Origin of the sequence: Salibacterium qingdaonense, assembly GCF_900114715.1 — a bacterium.
Lineage (GTDB): Bacteria > Bacillota > Bacilli > Bacillales > Marinococcaceae > Salibacterium > Salibacterium qingdaonense.
Genome location: NZ_FOTY01000003.1, coordinates 138416 through 157058, shown reverse-complemented (window position 1 = coordinate 157058; position 18643 = coordinate 138416). Strand labels below are relative to the sequence as shown.

Below are 18643 nucleotides of genomic sequence, written 5' to 3'. Positions count from 1 at the left end.
GACGGGTCTGAATGATCCGCGGTTCCACCCTATTTGCCTGCCTTCTGCCGGCAGGCCGCTTTAAAAATATCGTATGCTCCGGAACGCCTTCATCATCATCATTCACGCAGCTCCCACCGTCCTGCGCTCGCTTTTGGAATCAGAGGATCATTACTACTTTCCTTCTACGCACTATCAATCATGTATAAGCATCATACTGAACGTATCATCCTTTTGTCAAGTACGGCAGATCGTTCATTCCCATCTTTCCATCTGCTCAAGAAACCGTTTCGATTTCAATTGAAGGCCGGTGTATTCCTGGTAATAGGAATCCAGCACAAGCCTGAGTTCGTCTTTTGTCTTCTGACTAAGAGAAATATCGCCGAAACGACCGATATCAAGATGAAAAAATGTTCGCAGAAGCTGCACTGTTTTCGGCTGTATGGCAATTCTGCGTTCATCCACGTGAAAACAGCGGTGGCACAGAAACCCTGCTTCTTTGACGGAAAAATGAAACGTCCCTTCTTTGCTGCCACAATGAGTACACTCTTCCAACACCGGTTTGATGCCCGCTTGTGCCGTCATTTTCATTTCGAAAATACGGACGAGCACTTCTGCGTCATCTTCATCGTTCATCCGCTGCAAAAGCTGCAGTACCAGTTCAAATAAAAATGGATTTTTTTCCTGTTCTTCTGTCAGCTTATCAAGCAGTTCCACGATATAGGATGCATACGCAGTCCGTACAATATCATATCGTATTGTCCGGAACGAGTCGATGGTATCTCCCTGGTTCAATGTTTTCATACCAGTTGATCTGTAGTACAAAAAATAGGCATTCACAAATGGCTGCGCGACCGCTGCCAATTTGCTTTTAGGTTTTTTCGCGCCGCGTGCCATAACCGATATTTTTCCGGCTTCTCTCGTGAAAAGCTTGAGTATGCTGTTCGTTTCCCCGTACGCAAACGTGCGCAGTACAATTCCTTCCGCTTTTTCAAGCATGGCTTACCTTCCCTGTTATTCCAGCTCCTCCCTGGTACTTTCTTCTTTGTTGTCCAGGGTATTCTGTTCGATTTCTTTTGTCAGCAGATAAGCGTCAATGTTTCCTGTCATATAAAACAAGTCCCAGGGAAGCAGGTCCTTTTCAAGCATGGCAGACACCCTCTCTTTCACGGATCGTCGTATAGACTGCTTGTAATTAGGATGTCAGGCCTCCCTCAGGAACATGCCCTGTAATATTTGCCTAATCAGTATTCCTCTTCCGAGTATCCATATTCATTAAGCTGAAAACGGCTGTTCCGCCAGTCTTTCTGTACTTTAACCCAGAGATCGATATGCACTTTTGAGCCGAGCAGGGATTCAATATCCACTCTCGCGCGTTTCCCTATTTCTTTCAGCATGCTGCCCTGTTTGCCTATAATGATGCCTTTTTGCGAAGATCGTTCCACAACAATGACCGCAGCGATATAAACCGCTCCTTCTTCCCGCTCTTTCATATCTTCGATGTAAACAGCAATGGAATGGGGGACCTCGTCTTCTGTGAGATGAAGAACTTTTTCCCGCACCAGTTCACTTACAACAAATCGTTCGGGGTGATCGGTAAGCTGGTCCTCCGGATAATACTGCGGACCCTCTTCAAGATACCCGGTAATCTGCTCAATTAACGTGTCCACGTTGTTTCCCTGCAGTGCTGAAATTGGTACAACTTCCGAAAAGTCCGCACGATGCCGATATCCATCAATCTTTTCCAGCAGCTTGTCCGGATGAAGCTGATCAATCTTGTTAATGACGAGAAAAACAGGAGTGGAAACGTTTTTCAGCTGTTCGAGAATATACGATTCACCCGGCCCGAACCGGTCATTTGCATCAATAATAAACAAAATAAGATCTACATCCTGAAGGGTCTGGACAGCGGACTGAACCATAAAATCACCAAGCCTGTGTTTGGGCTTGTGAATACCCGGCGTATCAATAAATATAACCTGGGCCTCAGCACTTGTGTACACACCCTGAATACGATTTCTCGTTGTCTGCGGCTTTTCACTCATGATTGCAATTTTCTCGCCGAGAACATAATTTAAAAGGGTTGATTTTCCTGCATTCGGTCTGCCGATAATGGCAGCAAAGCCCGACTTAAATCCTTCACTCATTGTTCATATCCTCTGCTTCAAAAGCTCCCGGAAGCAATGCAGCCATCGTTGTGACGTTAATATCCCCTTTAAGGTTTGCAAGAATAACCCGGGCATCCGGACGCAGAAATTCGGAGAGAACCTGCCTGCACGCACCACACGGAGCGACCGGTCCCGGTGTATCTGCAGTAACAGCGATTTCATTGATATTTTTTTCACCGAAGCTTACTGCTTTAAAAACAGCTGTCCGTTCGGCGCAGTTGGTCAGACCATAAGAAGCATTCTCTATATTGCATCCTGTAAATACCTGACTATTCTCTGTGGATACAGCAGCACCAACCCCGAATTTGGAATATGGAACGTATGCTTTGTCCCTCGCTGCTGCTGCTTTCTCGATAAGTTCCTGATCTAACATGTCTGTATCACTCCTTCATTTATGGAAATAACCGGCTCATAACCGGCCCATAGAAAATAAGAATCCCAATAATCGCGGCTGCAGCACTGTAAACTAAAACAGCCGCCGCGGCAATGTCTTTCGCTTTTTCTGCGGCGGGGTGATAGTCTTCTGTAATCATATCGACCACCCGCTCCACTGCTGTGTTCATGACCTCAAGGGCGAGCATTCCTCCTATGACCAGGGCAAGTATCATCCAGTGAAAAAGCGGGATGGAAAAAACAAACCCGCAGATGACAGCCGCTGCTGCAGCCAGAAGGTGGAACTTCATATTCTGTTCATGCCAAACAACCAGTGTCAACCCCGCCCAGGCACAGCGGAAAGACCGGAAGAGCCGCTGCCTTGTCTGTTTTCTATCTTTCAAGTCCATAGTCACGCAGTATCGATTCCTGACGGCCGAACATCATCCGTTCCTGTTCCGGTTCCTCATGCGTGTAACCGAGAAGATGAAGCAGTCCGTGCACCGCAAGAAATGCAATCTCCCTTTTCAGACTATGCCCGTATGCCTCAGCCTGCTCTTCTGCTTTTTCCATACTGATGATAATATCACCGAGCAGTTCCGGCATGTCCGTCTGCAGAGGGGTTTCCTCCCCTTCATTCAAGGCAAACGAAATGACATCCGTCGGTTTGTCCATCCCCCGGTACTGACTGTTTATCTCTTGTATCGTTTCATTGTCCGTCACGGTCACAGAAAGTTCCGCCTGATCCGGTACACCTTCAACTGAGGCAGCCTGTATCAGAACGTCTGTCAGAAGACTTCGAAGTTCATCGGATACTGATTCGGTTTCATCAATTAAGTCTACAACCATACTCATTTATTTCCCTCCTGAGCGCTCGTCGTGCCGGGGCGTTCTCCCCGGTTCCCGGTGCTGCGCGGGGATTCCGCCTCTTCATAGGCATCGAGGATCTGCTGGACAATCGTGTGCCGCACTACATCACTTGGCTGCAGGTATATAAACCCGATGTTTTTAAGATGATTGAGAATGTGGACAGCGGTTCTTAATCCGGACTGCTGCCCTTTTGGAAGGTCCACCTGGGTCAGGTCGCCGTTCACAACCATCTTGGATCCAAAACCGAGCCTTGTCAGAAACATTTTAATCTGTTCTCTGGTCGTGTTCTGCGCTTCATCAAGAATGACAAAGGAGTCCTCCAAAGTTCTCCCTCTCATATAGGCAAGCGGAGCTACTTCAATGGTCCCCCGCTCCATTAGACGGGCTGTGTGCTCCACTCCGAATATATCATGCAGAGCATCATAGAGTGGACGCAGGTAAGGGTCCACCTTCTCCTTTAAATCCCCTGGAAGAAAGCCGAGGCTCTCACCGGCTTCCACCGCCGGCCGTGTTAAAACGATTTTTTTTACACCGCCTTCTTTCAGGGCATTTACCGCCATAACAACAGCGAGGTATGTCTTCCCTGTTCCCGCAGGACCAATTCCAAAAATCAGATCTTTCTTCCGGATCGTGTCGACATACTCCTTCTGCCCGAGCGTTTTTACAACAATCGGCTTTCCTTTTACGTTGACCGCAATCGTTTCCTGATAAAGATCTTCCAGCTGATCCAGTTTATCTTCCCCGGCAAGCTGAACCGCATAAATAACGTCTCGTTCTGAAAGCTTGATACCGTTGCGCAAAAGACGCACCAGGCAATCCAGCACCTGTTCTATTAACTCTGCGGCTTCTTTATCCCCGGTAACAACCAGTGATTCGCCGCGGGTCGTAATGGAAACATCCAGCTTTTCTTCGATCCGCTTCAAGTGTATATCATGAGGACCGAATAAATCCTGCATTTCATTCGTATCCTGCACTTCCAGTTCAATGACATGCTTTTCTGCCAATCTTCTCATTCTCCTTGGATGATCGGTGTTTCCGATTTGATATCTTCCAGCACTTTATAGTGCATAACTAGTTTAACTTTACCATTACGGGCGTCCTCGTGCAAAATTTTTTCCGACATAATTCTGGCATCTTCAGGCAGATAGTGGTTCATTTTTGTGTTTGCTGCTTTTTTTGTTTGAGAGATGATATCTTTAGTGTTTTGGCTTGTCGTGCGGCGCTCCTTATATTTTTCGATATGAAAGGAAAAGGGGAAGCTTCGATTCCATGCAGAAAGACGATACTCTTTTTGATTTAGAACATGATCGGTAAATTGTCCATCCGCTTGAAATCCCCAGATCGGGAAATTCAATTGAAAGGCTTGAAGTCTGAATGTTGAAGCCTCTTTCCCTGTCAACGTTTCCTGCAGTCTTTCCCGGGGAAGGGAGACGGTTACTTTATACCATGTCTCACCCCACACTTCACCAGCAGCTCCGACTGCTTCGGTTTCTTCTCCTTCTCCTATGTAGCCTGAGATGAGAAGGTCACCTTCATGCACAAGCTCATTTTTCTGAACAACGGGCTTTCCTTTCTCGGCAAAAATCCGTTGAATCACAGCTGTTTTGGAAGCCGTCAGATGTCTTGGAGATGGATTGTCTGTTTCGTCCGGCAGTGACTGTTCGGCAACTTCAAATTCAAAGCTTGTCCCATGTTGATGCAGGCCGATCCAGGTCGTTCCCTCGACTTCTTCCATCAGCATTGTTTGAAGCGTATCCACATCCGGAACAAGAAACTGAAATCCACCGGGTTTCACTCCCATCTCCTCCAGATGTTTCTCAAGCTCTTTTTCCAGAGGAGGGGAAGCTCCTTGAATATCAACGTTCCAAATCATTTTCGAAAGTAGAAAAAGGGTCAACACAAAAATTCCCAGGCCGGCAGCCATTCCCACACGACGTGAAACCACCGTTTTCATCCTATCTGCTTTTGAAGGAGACGCCACTTCCATGTCACATCCAACGTTATTTACCAGTTTCTCCAACATTGATAGACTACTTGACGTCGTAGAAAATTCTACACAGCGGCTGTCTATTCTTTTGATATCTGCAAGGACCAAAGAACAGCGGATACACTCGTTCACAGCGTCTTCCACCCGTTCACCGGCTACCCGGATCCGTACGCTGCGCCAGCCCTTATGTTCACCCATTTATTCCTCCCTCCTTTCTGCTGTCTTTATACGCTATCTCCTCAATAATCCCTTCGATAAGCAGTTCTTCCGGATATATTTTCTTTATAATAAATTGTTCACCCTTTATAATCAGCTCTTTATCCAGTACGTGAAGTTCGATTCTGTCTTCAAAAAAGCTCCGGACACCGTGATGGTTCTCTACAAGTAAATGATGCTGACCAACCATGGTCAACCGGGGCGTATCTATAATCACATCTTCCGGCACCGTTAATTTTCTCGTCAGCCAGCTTTTCCACTGTTCCAGCATCTCTTACACCCCTATTCACATCCTATGACGTTTTTCAGGATGTATCCCCCTTACTGCACAAAAAAAAGAGCCTGGGACAAAAATAAAATAGGCGGAGGAAAAACACGAATGTCCGGCGGCGTTGTTCAACCATTGTCCAGCAGCGGAGCCAACATGCTTGGACTCCTGCTCCAAATGAACTGCACGAGTCGCGGGTCCCCGCAGGATGTGCGGTCAGGTCAGCGCCCGCACGTGTCGTACTTCCACAGGCTAATGACGTTTACCGGGGCGCGGAACCATCTAAAGTGCCTTCGGAATCATTCATAGTGACGTTTATGGACGCGCCGGATACTATAAAGTGCCTCAGGTGTTATGCCCAACGACGTTTCAGGGGGTCCTTTTCCACCTAAAGTGCCTTCGGGACTATTTCTCTCCCTTTTCCTGCCATGACGCGGACTCTTTGCTGCGTCGACCCGTTCATTTTTCCGCTGCACGCCGTCTCGATTCGTTCCTAATGACGTTTACCGGGGCACCAAACCATCTAAAGTGCCTTCGGAATCATTTATAGTGACGTTTGTGGACGCGCCGGGTACTATAAAGTGCCTTCGGCGATGTGCCCAACGACGTTTTAGAGGATCCTTTTCCACCTAAAGTGCCTTCGGAACTATTTCTCTCCCTTTTCCTTCCATGACGCGGGCTCTTTGCTGCGTCGACCCGTTCATTTTCCGCTGCACGCCGTCTCGATTCGTTCCTAATGACGTTTACCGGGGCACCAAACCACCTAAAGTGCCTTCGAAATCATTCATAGTGACGTTTATGGACGCGCCGGGTACTATAAAGTGCCTTCGGCGATGTGCCCAACGACGTTTTAGAGGGTCCTTTTCCCCCTAAAGTGCCTTAGAACCCATTTGCAACGAATGTCGGTCCCCCAAACCTGAACACAGCAAACAAACGCCCGCATTTTCTGCGTCCGTACGGCCGGATCCGTTCAGGTGTTGTTTCAATGCCGGCCAACGGGTCCTGAAACGGCCGGATGCAAAGAAGACACGGTGAGCCCCAGCGAACCGATGCCGCCCTTGTGCTCTGGAGTAAAAGCGAAGTATGTTGGCGCAGCGGTACCTCTCCAAAATAAAGAATGCCGAACGATTTAAAAAATCGTTCGGCATTCTTTATCTGATTTAGGTTTTGTCCCAGACTCGTGCTTGATTCAGTATTTTACTGCATACGGCTGCGGCTTCCTCTGTGAGAAGTCCCGTACTGTCTGCTTCTTTTGGAAACGGGAGGACCTAATATTTCCGCCCACAGTATCCCCTGCTTTGCATTTGCAGGGGTTATGGGTGCAATACCTGCAGCCGCCGTCCCCCGGTTTTCACCGGAACCTTCAGGAGCCGAAGAACCCCCTGGAGAACGGAGTGCTTCACTCGTGAGCTCGCGGGCCCTTTCCTGCTTTTTGCGAAGCTCTTCCATCTGCTGTTCATACCCGCTTTCCGGGTTGGAAGGAGACCCCGCTGCTGCAGGGTCGGATTCTGCCTCCGGCACAGGACTGGTCGGTCTTCTGCCGGCGGACTGCGGCTGGTTTTCCTTTTGAGCTTCCTGTCCGGTTTGGTTCTGCTGTGTCGGCCCGGCTTCTTCCCCTGACTCCTCATTTCCGGAAAAGACGCGCCCGAACAGGGAAATCAGACCGCCGGCAATCAAGCCCAATATCAAAAAGTTGTCGAAAATCAGTTCAATCAAGGCTTCCAAAGGGACCACCCTTTCTTTCTTACTGCCTTGGAATTTTTACAATGGATTGTCCGTCTGACTGCTGCCATCGTCATCGTTTCCTTTGGTTTCCCTGCCGATGGCTCCTCTCATATCTGTATCCGCGTTGACATTCTGATAGTTCATATAATCCATCACCCCGAGATTGCCGGCCTTGAATGCTTCAGCCATAGCCATTGGTACTTCAGCTTCTGCTTCGGTAACCTTGGCGCGCATTTCTTCAACGCGGGCTTTCATCTCCTGCTCGTGGGCTACTGCCATCGCACGGCGTTCTTCAGCTTTCGCCTGGGCGATATTTTTATCCGCCTCGGCTTGATCCGTCTGAAGGCCTGCACCGATGTTTTTGCCGATATCAATGTCGGCAATATCGATGGAGAGGATTTCAAAAGCTGTCCCGGAGTCCAGGCCTTTTTTCAGGACAGTCTGGGAGATCAAATCCGGATTCTCCAGAACCGCTTTATGGTCTTTGGAAGAACCAATCGTCGATACAATACCTTCCCCGACACGGGCAATTACCGTATCTTCACCGGCACCACCTACAAGACGGTCAATGTTTGCACGGACGGTGATTCTTGCTTTCGCCTTCACTTCAATACCATCCATCGCAACACCGGCAATAAACGGTGTTTCAATTACTTTCGGGTTGACACTCATCTGTACGGCTTCCAGTACATCACGGCCGGCCAGATCAATGGCGGCACAGCGTTCAAATGTTAATTCAATGTTGGCCCGCTGGGCGGCAATCAGAGCATTGACAACCCGGTCCACGTTACCACCGGCAAGATAATGCCCTTCCAGTTTATTCAGTTCAATTTGGAGACCGGCTTTTTCCGCTTTGATCAACGGATTGACCACTCTTTTTGGAATAACACGGCGGAGCCTCATACCAACCAGCTGGAAAATACCGATTTTAACTCCCGCTGCGAGCGCGGAAATCCAAAGCGCTATCGGCACAAACGTAAACAAGAGAGCCAGAAGAATAAAGGCAAGCACCAGTACAATAATTAATGTCAAATTCACGGACGGATCCATGGAAGAACCTCCTTCAGCTTTATTCGTTTATGTCACGCACTACAATTCTGGAACCTTCTGCTTTCACAATTTTTACATCTCGTCCTTTTTCAATATATCCTCCTTCCAATACAACGTCAAGCCTTTCATCCCCCATCTGCATGGAGCCGGAAGGACGGAGAGGCGTTAATGATTTTCCGGTTTGTCCTATAAGTTCCGGGCGGCTTTCATTGGAAATAAAACCTTCATCTGTCGTCACAGAGTCTTCGAGCACAAAACGTTTCACCGGCCCCCGTTTTTTAAAGACCGAAAACATCAAAATAACAGTCACAGCCGACAAAACGAGCGCGATAAGAATGGAAACAGCAATGTTCAGCGTCGAATAGGAAGCAAAAAACAGACTGCTGATAAAAGCTCCTGCTCCAAGCAGACCAAAAATGCCAAAACCGGGGATGAACAGTTCCACTCCCACCAGGATTATGCCTGCTCCTGCAAGAACCAATGCTTCATATCCTGCAAAACCGGCTATCATGTGACCGAAGAAAAACAACCCCAAAGACGATGCACCGAGAATACCGGCGATACCGAACCCGGGTGAGTAAAGCTCCATAATCAGGCCTATACTTCCGACAGACAGTAAAATCGGAATGAGGACAGGGTTGGTGACAAAGCGGGCGATTTTTTCCGCCGCACTCACCTGTACTTCCTGTACTTCTGCGTTGGAGAAGTTCAGTTCCTGGAGCAGGGCTTCCCTGTTTTCAGGGGTATACTCCGCATAATTCACTTCCGCAGCTTCTGATGCCGTAAGCGTTAACAATTCTCCTTTTCCGGCACTGTATTCCGGCATGTCAACAGAGGGATCCGCCATGGCCCGCGCGTACCGGGGATTACGGCCGTTCAATTCAGCGGCGTTCTGCATGTTTTTCTCCCAGCTCGACTGGGCCTTCGTACCTGCAGCATTGCCGGACCCGGTGATGACCTGCGCCGCTCCCATCTGTGTATCAGGTGCCATAGCGATTTCATCAGCGCTGAGCGCAAGGTAGGCGCCGGCCGACATGGCTTGTTCCACGACATACGCTGTCGTCGGCACGGAAGCATCCTCGATAAGGGAGGCAATGTCGCCTGCAGCATCCACAGCACCACCTGGTGTATCGATTTCAAAAATGATGTGATCGGCACCCGCTGATTCAGCATCTTCCACCGCCCGCTCAAGAAACGCTTTCAAACCGCTCTCCACTGTTTGTTCCACCGGGATGATGAATACCTTATCCTTTTCAGCAGCTTCGGCTTCATGATGTGAAAGCACCACAAACAGCACAAACAGAGACAGAAGCACGGCCGCTGATTTTCTCATGAAATGAACCATTCCACTCCCTCTTTCCCTGATGTTTACTTATTCCTGCATGCCGGCTGGGCAGTCCGTCCTTTCATCTACGAATAAACCATTCTTTGGTTTCAGTTCCGGCTGTCCCTACCTTTATTATATCATTTTTTTATGTATTCACCTACGACATCGGTTGCACAGAGACTATAAAATCATTTTCTGCTTTTTTGTTTGATAAAAAAACATTCCTCCGGTTTGGAGGAATGCTTTTCTCAGGTCAAATGTTTACGGACAAACTGGTTTACCAGTTTTCCATCCGCACGTCCCTGCACTTTCGGCATGACAGCGGACATGACCGTTCCCATATCGCTGCCTGATGAAGCACCGGTTTCTGTGATGGTTTCCTGTACAATACGATCCAGCTCTTCTTCAGACAGTGATTCGGGCATATATTCAGATAGAATAGCAAGTTCCTTTTCTATCTCTTCTGTTAAATCATCTCTTCCCGCATTCTCAAACTCATGGAGGGATTCTTTGCGCTGTTTCCATTCACGGTTCAGAACACTCAAAGCATCCTGTTCCTGCAGCTCCCTGCCTTCTTTAATCGCTTCATTCTGAAGGGAAGATTTAACACCCCTGAGAACAGAAAGCCTTTTTTTATCCTTGGCTTTCAAGGCACGTTTTACATCTTCATTCAAACGATCCATGAGTTGCAGCGTGAAGCACCTTCTTTCACTTAGGATTTACGTTTTCTAGCCGCTTCTGATTTTCTCTTACGCTTTTCGCTCGGTTTTTCGTGGAACTTGCGCTTACGTACTTCAGCCATTGTTCCTTCTTTCGAAAGATCTTTCTTAAAACGGCGAAGAGCAGCATCAATATTCTCGTTCTTGCGAACACGGGTCTCAGCCATCTGAATCCCCCCCTCCAAACAACCAGTACAGCTGATTTTTCCAGCAGGAGAATCACGGGCTGTCTATCCGGCCTGCGGACAACAAACCGATTTCCTCATGGAAAAAACAACTATTTTCACAAATTATATAACATGATAATCGAAAAATCAATACTTTCTATAATACAAGCATCACGGTTTAATAAGATGATGTGCCGCTTTCTCCGGAAACAATGGCAGCACCGGAACTGGTGCCGATTCTTTCCGCACCGGCTTCTATCATCGCAAGGGCTGTCTGCTGGTCTTTCACGCCTCCACTTGCTTTTACTTTCGCTTGATTGCCAACGACACGCTTCATCAATTTAACATCTTCAAGCGTGGCACCGCCGCCTGCAAATCCGGTCGATGTTTTGACAAAATCCGCACCTGCCTGAACAGCAGCACGGCATGCCGCTTCCTTTTCTTCATCGGAAAGAAGCACGGTTTCAATGATCACCTTAACGAGCGCCTGATCAGAAGCCGCCTGAACAACAGATTCAATATCGGAACGGACTTCATCTTCTCTGCCGCTTTTAAGCGACCCTATATTGATAACCATATCGACTTCTGAAGCCCCTAGTCTGACGGCCTCTTTTGTTTCATAAGCTTTTACGGCAGATAACGCTGCCCCGTGGGGAAACCCGATCACTGTGCAGACTTTCACCGGGGTTTCTGCCAGAATGGCAGCTGCTGCAGCAACGTGGGACGGGTGGATACAAACCGAGGCAAACTCATATTCCGCCGCTTCACGACACAGGGCTTCCACCTGTCCGGAGGTGGATTCAGGTTTTAACAATGTGTGATCGATGGTGGAAGCAAGGGAACTACTCATATCCTTCATCCTTTCTATGGGGCTATGCAAGCACTCTGTCTTCTTCTTCGCGGGCTTCCCTGATATATTCGCCCATATTATAGGGATATCCTGCTTTTGTGATTTGCACTTTAACGATGGAGCCTATTAACTCTTCAGCCCCTTCAAATTTAACGCGCAGATAATTGGAGGTGTAACCGGTAAGAAGCCCTGTCTCTTCGTCTTTTTCTTCCGGTATAACATCCAGCTCTCTGCCTTCATAATCGCCGGCGTATTCTTTTGCAAGCTGATTCGACAGTTCAATCAGCTGCTGCACTCTGTTTTGTTTGATGTCGCTGTCCACCTGGCCGTCCATTTTGGAAGCCGGTGTGCCGGATCTTTTTGAAAATGGAAAGACGTGCAGTTCGGAGAATTTATTGTCTCTGATAAATTGATACGTCTCCCGGAATTCTTCTTCTGTTTCGCCGGGGAATCCGACAATGACATCCGTGGTAACAGCAAGACCCGGAAGTGCCTGCTTCAGCTTATCGAGCTGCTGGGCATAATACTGTGTCGTATACTTTCTCCTCATCCGCTTGAGCACCGTATCGGAACCGGACTGCAGCGGCACATGGAGATGATTAACGATCTTTTGGGACCGGTCAATAACATCAATGACTTCATCGGTAATCTGACTGGCTTCTATGGACGAAATCCGCAGGCGCTTCAGGCCTTCCACTTTTTCCAGCTCTTTTAAGAGAGCCGCGAAATTATAGTCTTTCATGTCTTCGCCGTATCCGGCGGTATGAATACCGGTCAGTACAATTTCTTTATATCCGGCTTCAACAAGCTGATGTGCCTGATGCAGAACATCTTCTGGTCTTCTGGAACGCAGAAGCCCCCGGGCCCATGGAATGATGCAGAACGTACAGAAATTGTTGCAGCCTTCCTGAATTTTCAGAGATGCTCTTGTGCGGTCCGTGAATTCAGGAACATCCAGCTCTTCATATACTCGTGTTTTCATGATGTTTCCTACCCCGTTAATCGGTTCCCGTTCTTTTTTGAACTGTTCAATATAACCGATCATTTTGGAACGGTCCTGGGTTCCCACTACAACATCCACGCCGGGAATATCCATAATCTCAGCAGGCGATGTCTGAGCGTAGCAGCCTGTAACACACACTACCGCATCCGGATTTTTACGTACCGCACGACGGATAACCTGACGGCTTTTCTTATCACCGGTGTTGGTGACGGTACAGGTGTTGATCACGTAGACGTCTGCACTCTTTTCAAATTCTTCTTTTTCATATCCGGCGTTTTTAAACAGCTGCCAGATGGCTTCTGTTTCATAATGATTTACTTTACAGCCAAGGGTATGAAAGGCAACAGAAGACATATATGTTCACCTCAATATTTCATAATGATAGGACAGAGCGGAAAGAAAATAGAGAGAAGCGGATTCGCTCCGTAAAATCCGCGGCCCCAGACTCACAGGGCGGCAGCCGCTTTGATCGAGAGCCTGCGCTTCATCACGGCTGATTCCACCTTCCGGACCAATGAGGGCCAGAATGGATGCAGGACGGGAAGAAAATATGTCCGCCGCTGCATGATGCTCACCACTTTTTGCCGTTTCTTCATCTAAATACAGGGAAGCTTCGTATGTCGAAGCTTCCTCCATCATGTCCCGGGTGGAGGCATAATACGAAATATCCGGAATGTATTGTCTTCCGGATTGTTCCGCTGCTTCTTTGGCAATTTTACGGAGCCGCTGAAGTTTCTTTTCCACTTTACTGCTATCCCATTTTACCACAGATCGTCCTGCTGCAAACAACAGAAAGGAGCGTGCCCCCAGTTCCGTCCCCTTCTGCACAACCAGATCAAGGTTATCTCCTTTGATTAAAGCCTGGGCAACAGCGGCATATACCGGAAGTTCCGGACTGCTTTCTATATCTTCCAAAATGTCAGCCGCGACCGACTCTTTATCTACACTTCGGATCCTGCAGTGTGTCCGTCGCCCCTGATTATTCAGGCATTCAATATGGCTTCCGGGCTCAAGCCTCACTACTTTGGAAATGTGTTTGACGTCTTCCCCTGTAATGACTACATCGTTTTCAGTCATTTGTTCAGGTTTTACAAAATAACGCTGCACGCTATCCACCCCGGATTTTTTGATTCTGTTTTTTTACAGCTGTAATAACTGTCCAGTCTTCCATGTCCTGTGTACGAACAATTTCAAAGTTTTCTTTTTCCAATGCTTCCATGACTTCATTTTTCTTCCCCGAAATAATACCGGAAGTAATGAAAAGTCCTCCCGGCTTCAAAGCTTTCCATGCATCAGGGGCGAGTCGGATAATAATGTGGGCGAGTATATTGGCAGCAATGATGTCAGCCTGGTGATGTTCGTGGTCGAGTAGATTGTTTTGTTTTACCGTCACCGTATTTCCCACGTTATTGAAGGCCGTATTATCGCGGGCCGCCTCTACTGCTGTCTGATCAAGGTCAAGTGCGAGAACTCGTGCTGCTCCGAATTTGGCTGCGCCAACAGCCAGCACGCCGGAGCCGGTGCCGACATCTATTACCTCTTCTCCCCCCTTGATTTCCTGTTCAAGGGCCTGCAGGCATAAAACAGTCGTTGGGTGCGTCCCTGTGCCAAAAGCCATGCCGGGATCAAGTTCCATCACTTTTTCTTCCCTGTTCCCGGGCACATAAGGCTCCCAGGAAGGGGTGATAGTGAGAGTGTCAGTCACCTTTACCGGTTTGTAGTACTGTTTCCAAGCGTGTGCCCAGTCTTCTTCCTCGACTTCGGTAATAGTTACTTCATTACGTCCGATGTCGATATCATGCAGGAGCAGATCGTTGACAGACTGTTTGATTTCTTCCAGCGTTTCTCCGACAAAGCTGCTTGCTGAAAAGTAGGATTTCAGTACAACTCCTTCTTCCGGGTACTCTGAGCCGTTAAGATCGTATATCTCATCCTCGGCCGCGTCCCAGTCACGGTAAGGATCTCCGGAGTCTTCAATCACAACTCCACTTGCTCCGCCCTCATGCAGGATGTTGGAAATTGGTTCCACCGCTTCCTGCGTTGTATGAATTCGAAACTCCAGCCATTTCACTCACACCAGCTCCATTTTTTCAGACTCTGCCTGGCAGAATTAATCACCTTTAAACGCGCGCTTCACTTTTTCAAAAAAATTCTGGTGCTGTTCTTCCACCTGCTCATCTCCACTTAATTCGGAAAACTCACGGATCAATTCCTTTTGTCTTTCATCGAGTTTTTTCGGTGTGATGAGCTGTACTTTGACATGCTGATCACCCTGACCACGGCCGTGCACATTAGGGATTCCCTTCCCGCGCATACGGAAGTTGGTTCCGGTTTGTGTACCGGCTGGAATCTTCAGATTAACTTTCCCGCGCAGCGTCGGCACTTCTATTTCATCACCAAGAGCTGCCTGGGCAAACGTAAGCGGCATTTCACAGTAAACATCGTCGCCGTCCCGGTCGAAAAACTCGTGGGACTGTACATTAAACACGACAAATAAATCCCCTGGCGGACCGCCGTTGGCCCCTGCTTCGCCTTCACCGGCTACACGGATCTGCTGACCGTAGTCCACTCCGGCAGGAACAGTGATTTTGATGGTCTTGTTTCGTTTTATACTGCCGCGGCCGTTACAGGTTGAACATTTGTCTTTCACGGTCTGGCCGGTTCCCTGACAACGATCGCAGGCGCGTCTGTTCACAACACGGCCAAACGGTGTGTTCTGTTCTACATTCAACTGGCCGACGCCGCCGCATTTGCTGCACGTCTCCGGACTGGTTCCAGGTTTTGCGCCGCTGCCGTCACAGGTTTCACATTCTTCTTCACGGGGGATTTCAATATCTGTTTCCTTACCAAAAGCAGCTTCCTTAAAGCTCATGGTCATTGTATACTGCAGATCAGCACCCTGGCGCGGTGCATTAGGATCTCTGCGGCCGCCTCCCCCGAAGAACATATCGAAAATATCGCCGAAACCGCCGAAGTCTCCGGCTCCGCCACCGCCGAATCCTTGGTTTGGATCGGAATGGCCGAATCGATCATAATTTGCTTTTTTCTGTGAGTCACTCAGCACATCATAGGCTTCTTTGACTTCCTTAAATTTGTCTTCCGCGCCTTCTTCACTGTTCACATCGGGGTGATATTGACGCGCAAGTTTCCGGTACGCTTTTTTTATTTCGTCGTCTGACGCATCACTGCTGACGCCGAGCACTTCATAATAGTCGCGTTTACTCATCGTTTGCATCCACTCCCGTTCACTAATCCATAAGGATTATCTTATCATTCTTGTCTTCATTTCTTCAAGTCCGCCTCAAAGCAGCAGGCACAAAAAAAGAAAGGAGCTGACCCTAAGCAAAGCTCAGCTTAACCTTTCTTTCGGGACAACTCCTCGTGCAGCCTTTTTTCTATTTCGTCTCCCTGTGCAAATGACTCGTAAAGGGGCGGGAATTACTTATTATTTTTGTCGTTATCGTTGTCGTTGTCGTTTACTTCTTCATAATCCGCATCTACGACATCGTCACCGGAATCCCCTTCATTTTCCTGAGCCTGCTGGGCCTGCTCGGCTGCCTGCTCATAAAGCTTAGTGGAAAGCTGTTGAACAATTTCCTGAAGTTCATCTTTAGCTGTTTGAATAGCTTCGATATCTTCGCCTTCAAGTGCTTCTTTCACTTTGTTCTTCGCTTCTTCTGCTTTATCTTTTTCGGATTGATCTACATTTTCACCGAGATCTTCCAGTGTCTTTTCTGTTGTGAAGACGAGCTGGTCCGCTTCGTTGCGGGTCTCTACTTCTTCTTTACGTTTTCTATCGGCTTCGGCGTTTTCTTCGGCATCTTTCACCATCTGTTCGATTTCATCTTCAGAAAGACCGGACGATGAAGTGATGGTGATCGATTGTTCTTTATTTGTACCAAGATCTTTGGCGCGTACGTTCACAATACCGTTGGCATCAATATCAAACGTTACTTCAATTTGCGGAACACCGCGCGGTGCCGGTGGAATGTCACTCAGCTGAAAGCGTCCGAGCGTTTTGTTGTCCGCGGCCATTTCACGTTCACCCTGCAGTACGTGAATGTCAACGCTCTGCTGGTTGTCAGCGGCAGTCGAGAATGTCTGGGACTGACTTGTCGGGATCGTCGTGTTACGCTCAATTAATTTTGTTGTTACGCCACCCATTGTTTCAATACCAAGGGAGAGCGGTGTCACGTCAAGAAGTACGACGTCTTTTACATCTCCGGCCAGAACGCCTGCCTGAATGGCTGCACCAAGGGCTACTACTTCGTCCGGGTTCACGCCTTTATGCGGATCTTTGCCGGTTAATTTCTTGATTGCTTCCTGTACAGCCGGAATACGGGTGGAACCGCCGACAAGGATAACTTTATCAATGTCTGTTGCTTTCATATCAGCATCTTTCAGCGCCTGACGGGCAGGACCCATCGTTTTTTCTACAAGGTCGGATGAAAGCTCATCGAATTTCGCACGGCTCAAGCTGATTTCCAGATGCTTTGGACCGTTTGAATCTGCAGTGATAAACGGCAGGGAAATCTGTGTCTGGGCCACGCCTGACAGATCTTTTTTCGCTTTTTCCGCTGCGTCTTTCAAACGCTGTACCGCCATATTGTCCTGGGACAGGTCGATGCCGTTTTCTTTTTTGAATTCAGAGACAAGATAATCGATGATAACCTGGTCAAAATCGTCCCCGCCGAGTTTGTTGTCGCCGGATGTTGATTTTACTTCAAAAAATCCATCGCCGAGTTCAAGAACCGATACGTCAAATGTACCTCCGCCAAGGTCGTAAACGAGGATGGTTTGATCGTCTTCTTTATCCAGGCCGTAAGCAAGAGAAGCCGCTGTCGGTTCGTTTACGATGCGATCTACTTCAAGACCTGCGATTTTACCGGCGTCTTTGGTTGCCTGACGCTGGGAATCGTTGAAATAGGCTGGAACGGTGATAACCGCATTCGTTACTGTTTCGCCGAGATAGCTTTCTGCATCATCTTTGAGTTTCTGAAGAATGATAGCGGAAATTTCCTGCGGTGTATACGTTTTTCCTTCGATTTCAACGGTATGGTCCGTTCCCATGTGACGCTTGATGGACTGGATGGTATTTTCGTTCGTAATAGCCTGACGCTTGGCTACTTCCCCAACCTGGCGCTCTCCATCTTTAAACGCAACAACAGAAGGAGTGGTACGGTTACCTTCCGGGTTCGGGATAACCTGTGCTTCGCCGCCTTCCATTACTGCTACGCAGGAGTTCGTTGTACCTAGGTCAATTCCTATAATTCTGCTCATTGTCTCGTCAGCCTCCTATAATACTTTTTCTGTTTTATTATGCATTTACTTTTACCATAGCAGGACGGATTATTTTATCTTTTAGTTTATAACCCTTTTGAAGTTCTTCCACGATTTGATTGGATTCAAACCCTTCTTCTTCCACCTGCATGACTGCCTGGTGTTGATGAGGGTCAAATGTTTCCCTCTCGGTTGGTATGACTTCCAGGCCTTCCTGCTGAAGCGCCTCGAAAAACTGGGAATAAACCATATTGACACCTTGTAGAAGAGAGCCGTCCTCTTCCTGGTCTGTCGCTGCATTCAGCGCACGCTCGAAATTGTCAAGAACCGGAAGAAGGGACTCAATCACAGACTGAGATCTGTATTTTGCGTCCCGTTCTTTATCTTCTTTTGCCCTCCGGCGCACATTGTCCAAGTCAGCCTGAACGCGCAGGGCTTTGTCCTGCCATTCTGCTGCTTCTCTCTGTGCCTTTTCCAGTTCTGTTTCCTCAGCGGGCTCTTCAGCGTCTTCCTGTTCAACCGAGGTATCTTCGGCATCAGCTTCCTCTGCCGCTACTTCCTGTTCCATCTGCTCTTTTTCTTCCTGTTCTTCTGTGGAAGTATAATTCTCTTTCATACGTTCACCTCCCGCTGCACGCGATTATTTCCAAAAAGTGACCGGA

At 48.2% G+C, this 18643-nt stretch carries 21 protein-coding genes; all 21 read right to left on the bottom strand.

Features of this window, described 5'->3' with window-relative positions:
• Positions 1-234 precede the first annotated feature (234 nt).
• The 21 genes from recO to grpE all read right to left on the bottom strand — a co-directional run bounded on the left by recO (position 235) and on the right by grpE (position 18597).
• Positions 235-978, bottom strand: a complete 744-nt coding sequence (gene recO / locus BM058_RS04080; RefSeq protein ID WP_090925743.1) for a DNA repair protein RecO — start codon at positions 976-978, stop codon at positions 235-237.
• 15 nt (positions 979-993) lie between these two features.
• Positions 994-1128 carry a YqzL family protein gene (locus tag BM058_RS04075; RefSeq protein ID WP_090925742.1) on the bottom strand — a complete coding sequence of 45 codons (135 nt, stop codon included), beginning with the start codon at positions 1126-1128 and terminating at the stop codon, positions 994-996.
• Between the two features lie 95 nt (positions 1129-1223).
• Positions 1224-2126, bottom strand: coding sequence for a GTPase Era (gene era, locus BM058_RS04070; protein WP_090925741.1), 903 nt, complete (start codon positions 2124-2126; stop codon positions 1224-1226).
• Complete coding sequence (locus tag BM058_RS04065) at positions 2119-2520, bottom strand: cytidine deaminase (protein WP_090925740.1); 402 nt, start codon at positions 2518-2520, stop codon at positions 2119-2121. The genes era and BM058_RS04065 overlap by 8 nt, the downstream gene beginning before the upstream one ends.
• Positions 2521-2539: 19 nt before the next feature.
• Entirely contained in the window at positions 2540-2929 is a 390-nt protein-coding gene (locus BM058_RS04060) for a diacylglycerol kinase family protein (protein WP_090925739.1), read from the bottom strand.
• Positions 2913-3374 carry an rRNA maturation RNase YbeY gene (ybeY, locus tag BM058_RS04055; RefSeq protein WP_090925738.1) on the bottom strand — a complete coding sequence of 154 codons (462 nt, stop codon included), beginning with the start codon at positions 3372-3374 and terminating at the stop codon, positions 2913-2915. The genes BM058_RS04060 and ybeY overlap by 17 nt, the downstream gene beginning before the upstream one ends.
• Positions 3371-4393 carry a PhoH family protein gene (locus BM058_RS04050; protein ID WP_090925737.1) on the bottom strand — a complete coding sequence of 341 codons (1023 nt, stop codon included), beginning with the start codon at positions 4391-4393 and terminating at the stop codon, positions 3371-3373. The genes ybeY and BM058_RS04050 overlap by 4 nt, the downstream gene beginning before the upstream one ends.
• A 5-nt stretch (positions 4394-4398) precedes the next feature.
• Entirely contained in the window at positions 4399-5574 is a 1176-nt protein-coding gene (gene yqfD, locus BM058_RS04045; RefSeq protein ID WP_090925736.1) for a sporulation protein YqfD, read from the bottom strand.
• Complete coding sequence (gene yqfC / locus BM058_RS04040) at positions 5567-5863, bottom strand: sporulation protein YqfC (RefSeq protein WP_090925735.1); 297 nt, start codon at positions 5861-5863, stop codon at positions 5567-5569. Before yqfC ends, yqfD begins: the two co-directional genes overlap by 8 nt.
• A gap of 1194 nt (positions 5864-7057) precedes the next feature.
• Complete coding sequence (locus tag BM058_RS04035; protein WP_090925734.1) at positions 7058-7585, bottom strand: hypothetical protein; 528 nt, start codon at positions 7583-7585, stop codon at positions 7058-7060.
• 36 nt (positions 7586-7621) lie between these two features.
• The gene (floA, locus tag BM058_RS04030; protein WP_090925733.1) at positions 7622-8635 is read right to left on the bottom strand and encodes a flotillin-like protein FloA; all 1014 of its coding nucleotides are present in this window, start codon (positions 8633-8635) and stop codon (positions 7622-7624) included.
• Positions 8636-8654: 19 nt separating this feature from the next.
• A complete protein-coding gene (locus BM058_RS04025; protein WP_245736828.1) occupies positions 8655-9980 on the bottom strand; it encodes an NfeD family protein in 1326 nt (441 codons plus the stop codon).
• A 230-nt stretch (positions 9981-10210) separates the two neighbouring features.
• Complete coding sequence (locus BM058_RS04020) at positions 10211-10654, bottom strand: GatB/YqeY domain-containing protein (RefSeq protein ID WP_090925732.1); 444 nt, start codon at positions 10652-10654, stop codon at positions 10211-10213.
• Positions 10655-10674: 20 nt separating this feature from the next.
• Positions 10675-10848, bottom strand: a complete 174-nt coding sequence (gene rpsU / locus BM058_RS04015; RefSeq protein ID WP_090925731.1) for a 30S ribosomal protein S21 — start codon at positions 10846-10848, stop codon at positions 10675-10677.
• A 178-nt stretch (positions 10849-11026) separates the two neighbouring features.
• Positions 11027-11698: a deoxyribose-phosphate aldolase gene (gene deoC, locus BM058_RS04010; protein WP_090925730.1), complete on the bottom strand. Its 672-nt coding sequence runs from the start codon at positions 11696-11698 to the stop codon at positions 11027-11029.
• 22 nt (positions 11699-11720) lie between these two features.
• Positions 11721-13055 (bottom strand): tRNA (N(6)-L-threonylcarbamoyladenosine(37)-C(2))-methylthiotransferase MtaB, encoded by a 1335-nt coding sequence (gene mtaB, locus BM058_RS04005; RefSeq protein WP_090925729.1) that lies wholly within the window; start codon positions 13053-13055, stop codon positions 11721-11723.
• A gap of 6 nt (positions 13056-13061) precedes the next feature.
• Positions 13062-13808 carry an RsmE family RNA methyltransferase gene (locus BM058_RS04000; protein WP_090925728.1) on the bottom strand — a complete coding sequence of 249 codons (747 nt, stop codon included), beginning with the start codon at positions 13806-13808 and terminating at the stop codon, positions 13062-13064.
• Position 13809: 1 nt separating this feature from the next.
• Entirely contained in the window at positions 13810-14772 is a 963-nt protein-coding gene (gene prmA, locus BM058_RS03995) for a 50S ribosomal protein L11 methyltransferase (RefSeq protein WP_090925727.1), read from the bottom strand.
• A 39-nt stretch (positions 14773-14811) separates the two neighbouring features.
• Entirely contained in the window at positions 14812-15927 is a 1116-nt protein-coding gene (gene dnaJ / locus BM058_RS03990) for a molecular chaperone DnaJ (protein WP_090925726.1), read from the bottom strand.
• A 212-nt stretch (positions 15928-16139) separates the two neighbouring features.
• Positions 16140-17981 (bottom strand): molecular chaperone DnaK, encoded by a 1842-nt coding sequence (dnaK, locus tag BM058_RS03985; protein ID WP_090925725.1) that lies wholly within the window; start codon positions 17979-17981, stop codon positions 16140-16142.
• Positions 17982-18018: 37 nt separating this feature from the next.
• The gene (gene grpE, locus BM058_RS03980) at positions 18019-18597 is read right to left on the bottom strand and encodes a nucleotide exchange factor GrpE (protein ID WP_090925724.1); all 579 of its coding nucleotides are present in this window, start codon (positions 18595-18597) and stop codon (positions 18019-18021) included.
• Positions 18598-18643: the final 46 nt, after the last annotated feature.

Bases quoted from the DNA above. Each gene is read 5' to 3' on its own strand.
- yqfD (WP_090925736.1), bottom strand. From the start codon at position 5,574: ATGGGTGAACATAAGGGCTGGCGCAGCGTACGGATCCGGGTAGCCGGT.
- grpE (WP_090925724.1), bottom strand. From the start codon at position 18,597: ATGAAAGAGAATTATACTTCCACAGAAGAACAGGAAGAAAAAGAGCAG.
- deoC (WP_090925730.1), bottom strand. From the start codon at position 11,698: ATGAGTAGTTCCCTTGCTTCCACCATCGATCACACATTGTTAAAACCT.
- yqfC (WP_090925735.1), bottom strand. From the start codon at position 5,863: ATGCTGGAACAGTGGAAAAGCTGGCTGACGAGAAAATTAACGGTGCCG.
- rpsU (WP_090925731.1), bottom strand. From the start codon at position 10,848: ATGGCTGAGACCCGTGTTCGCAAGAACGAGAATATTGATGCTGCTCTT.
- BM058_RS04025 (WP_245736828.1), bottom strand. From the start codon at position 9,980: ATGGTTCATTTCATGAGAAAATCAGCGGCCGTGCTTCTGTCTCTGTTT.
- mtaB (WP_090925729.1), bottom strand. From the start codon at position 13,055: ATGTCTTCTGTTGCCTTTCATACCCTTGGCTGTAAAGTAAATCATTAT.
- era (WP_090925741.1), bottom strand. From the start codon at position 2,126: ATGAGTGAAGGATTTAAGTCGGGCTTTGCTGCCATTATCGGCAGACCG.
- dnaJ (WP_090925726.1), bottom strand. From the start codon at position 15,927: ATGAGTAAACGCGACTATTATGAAGTGCTCGGCGTCAGCAGTGATGCG.
- BM058_RS04075 (WP_090925742.1), bottom strand. From the start codon at position 1,128: ATGCTTGAAAAGGACCTGCTTCCCTGGGACTTGTTTTATATGACAGGA.
- ybeY (WP_090925738.1), bottom strand. From the start codon at position 3,374: ATGAGTATGGTTGTAGACTTAATTGATGAAACCGAATCAGTATCCGAT.
- BM058_RS04060 (WP_090925739.1), bottom strand. From the start codon at position 2,929: ATGGACTTGAAAGATAGAAAACAGACAAGGCAGCGGCTCTTCCGGTCT.
- floA (WP_090925733.1), bottom strand. From the start codon at position 8,635: ATGGATCCGTCCGTGAATTTGACATTAATTATTGTACTGGTGCTTGCC.
- dnaK (WP_090925725.1), bottom strand. From the start codon at position 17,981: ATGAGCAGAATTATAGGAATTGACCTAGGTACAACGAACTCCTGCGTA.
- BM058_RS04065 (WP_090925740.1), bottom strand. From the start codon at position 2,520: ATGTTAGATCAGGAACTTATCGAGAAAGCAGCAGCAGCGAGGGACAAA.
- recO (WP_090925743.1), bottom strand. From the start codon at position 978: ATGCTTGAAAAAGCGGAAGGAATTGTACTGCGCACGTTTGCGTACGGG.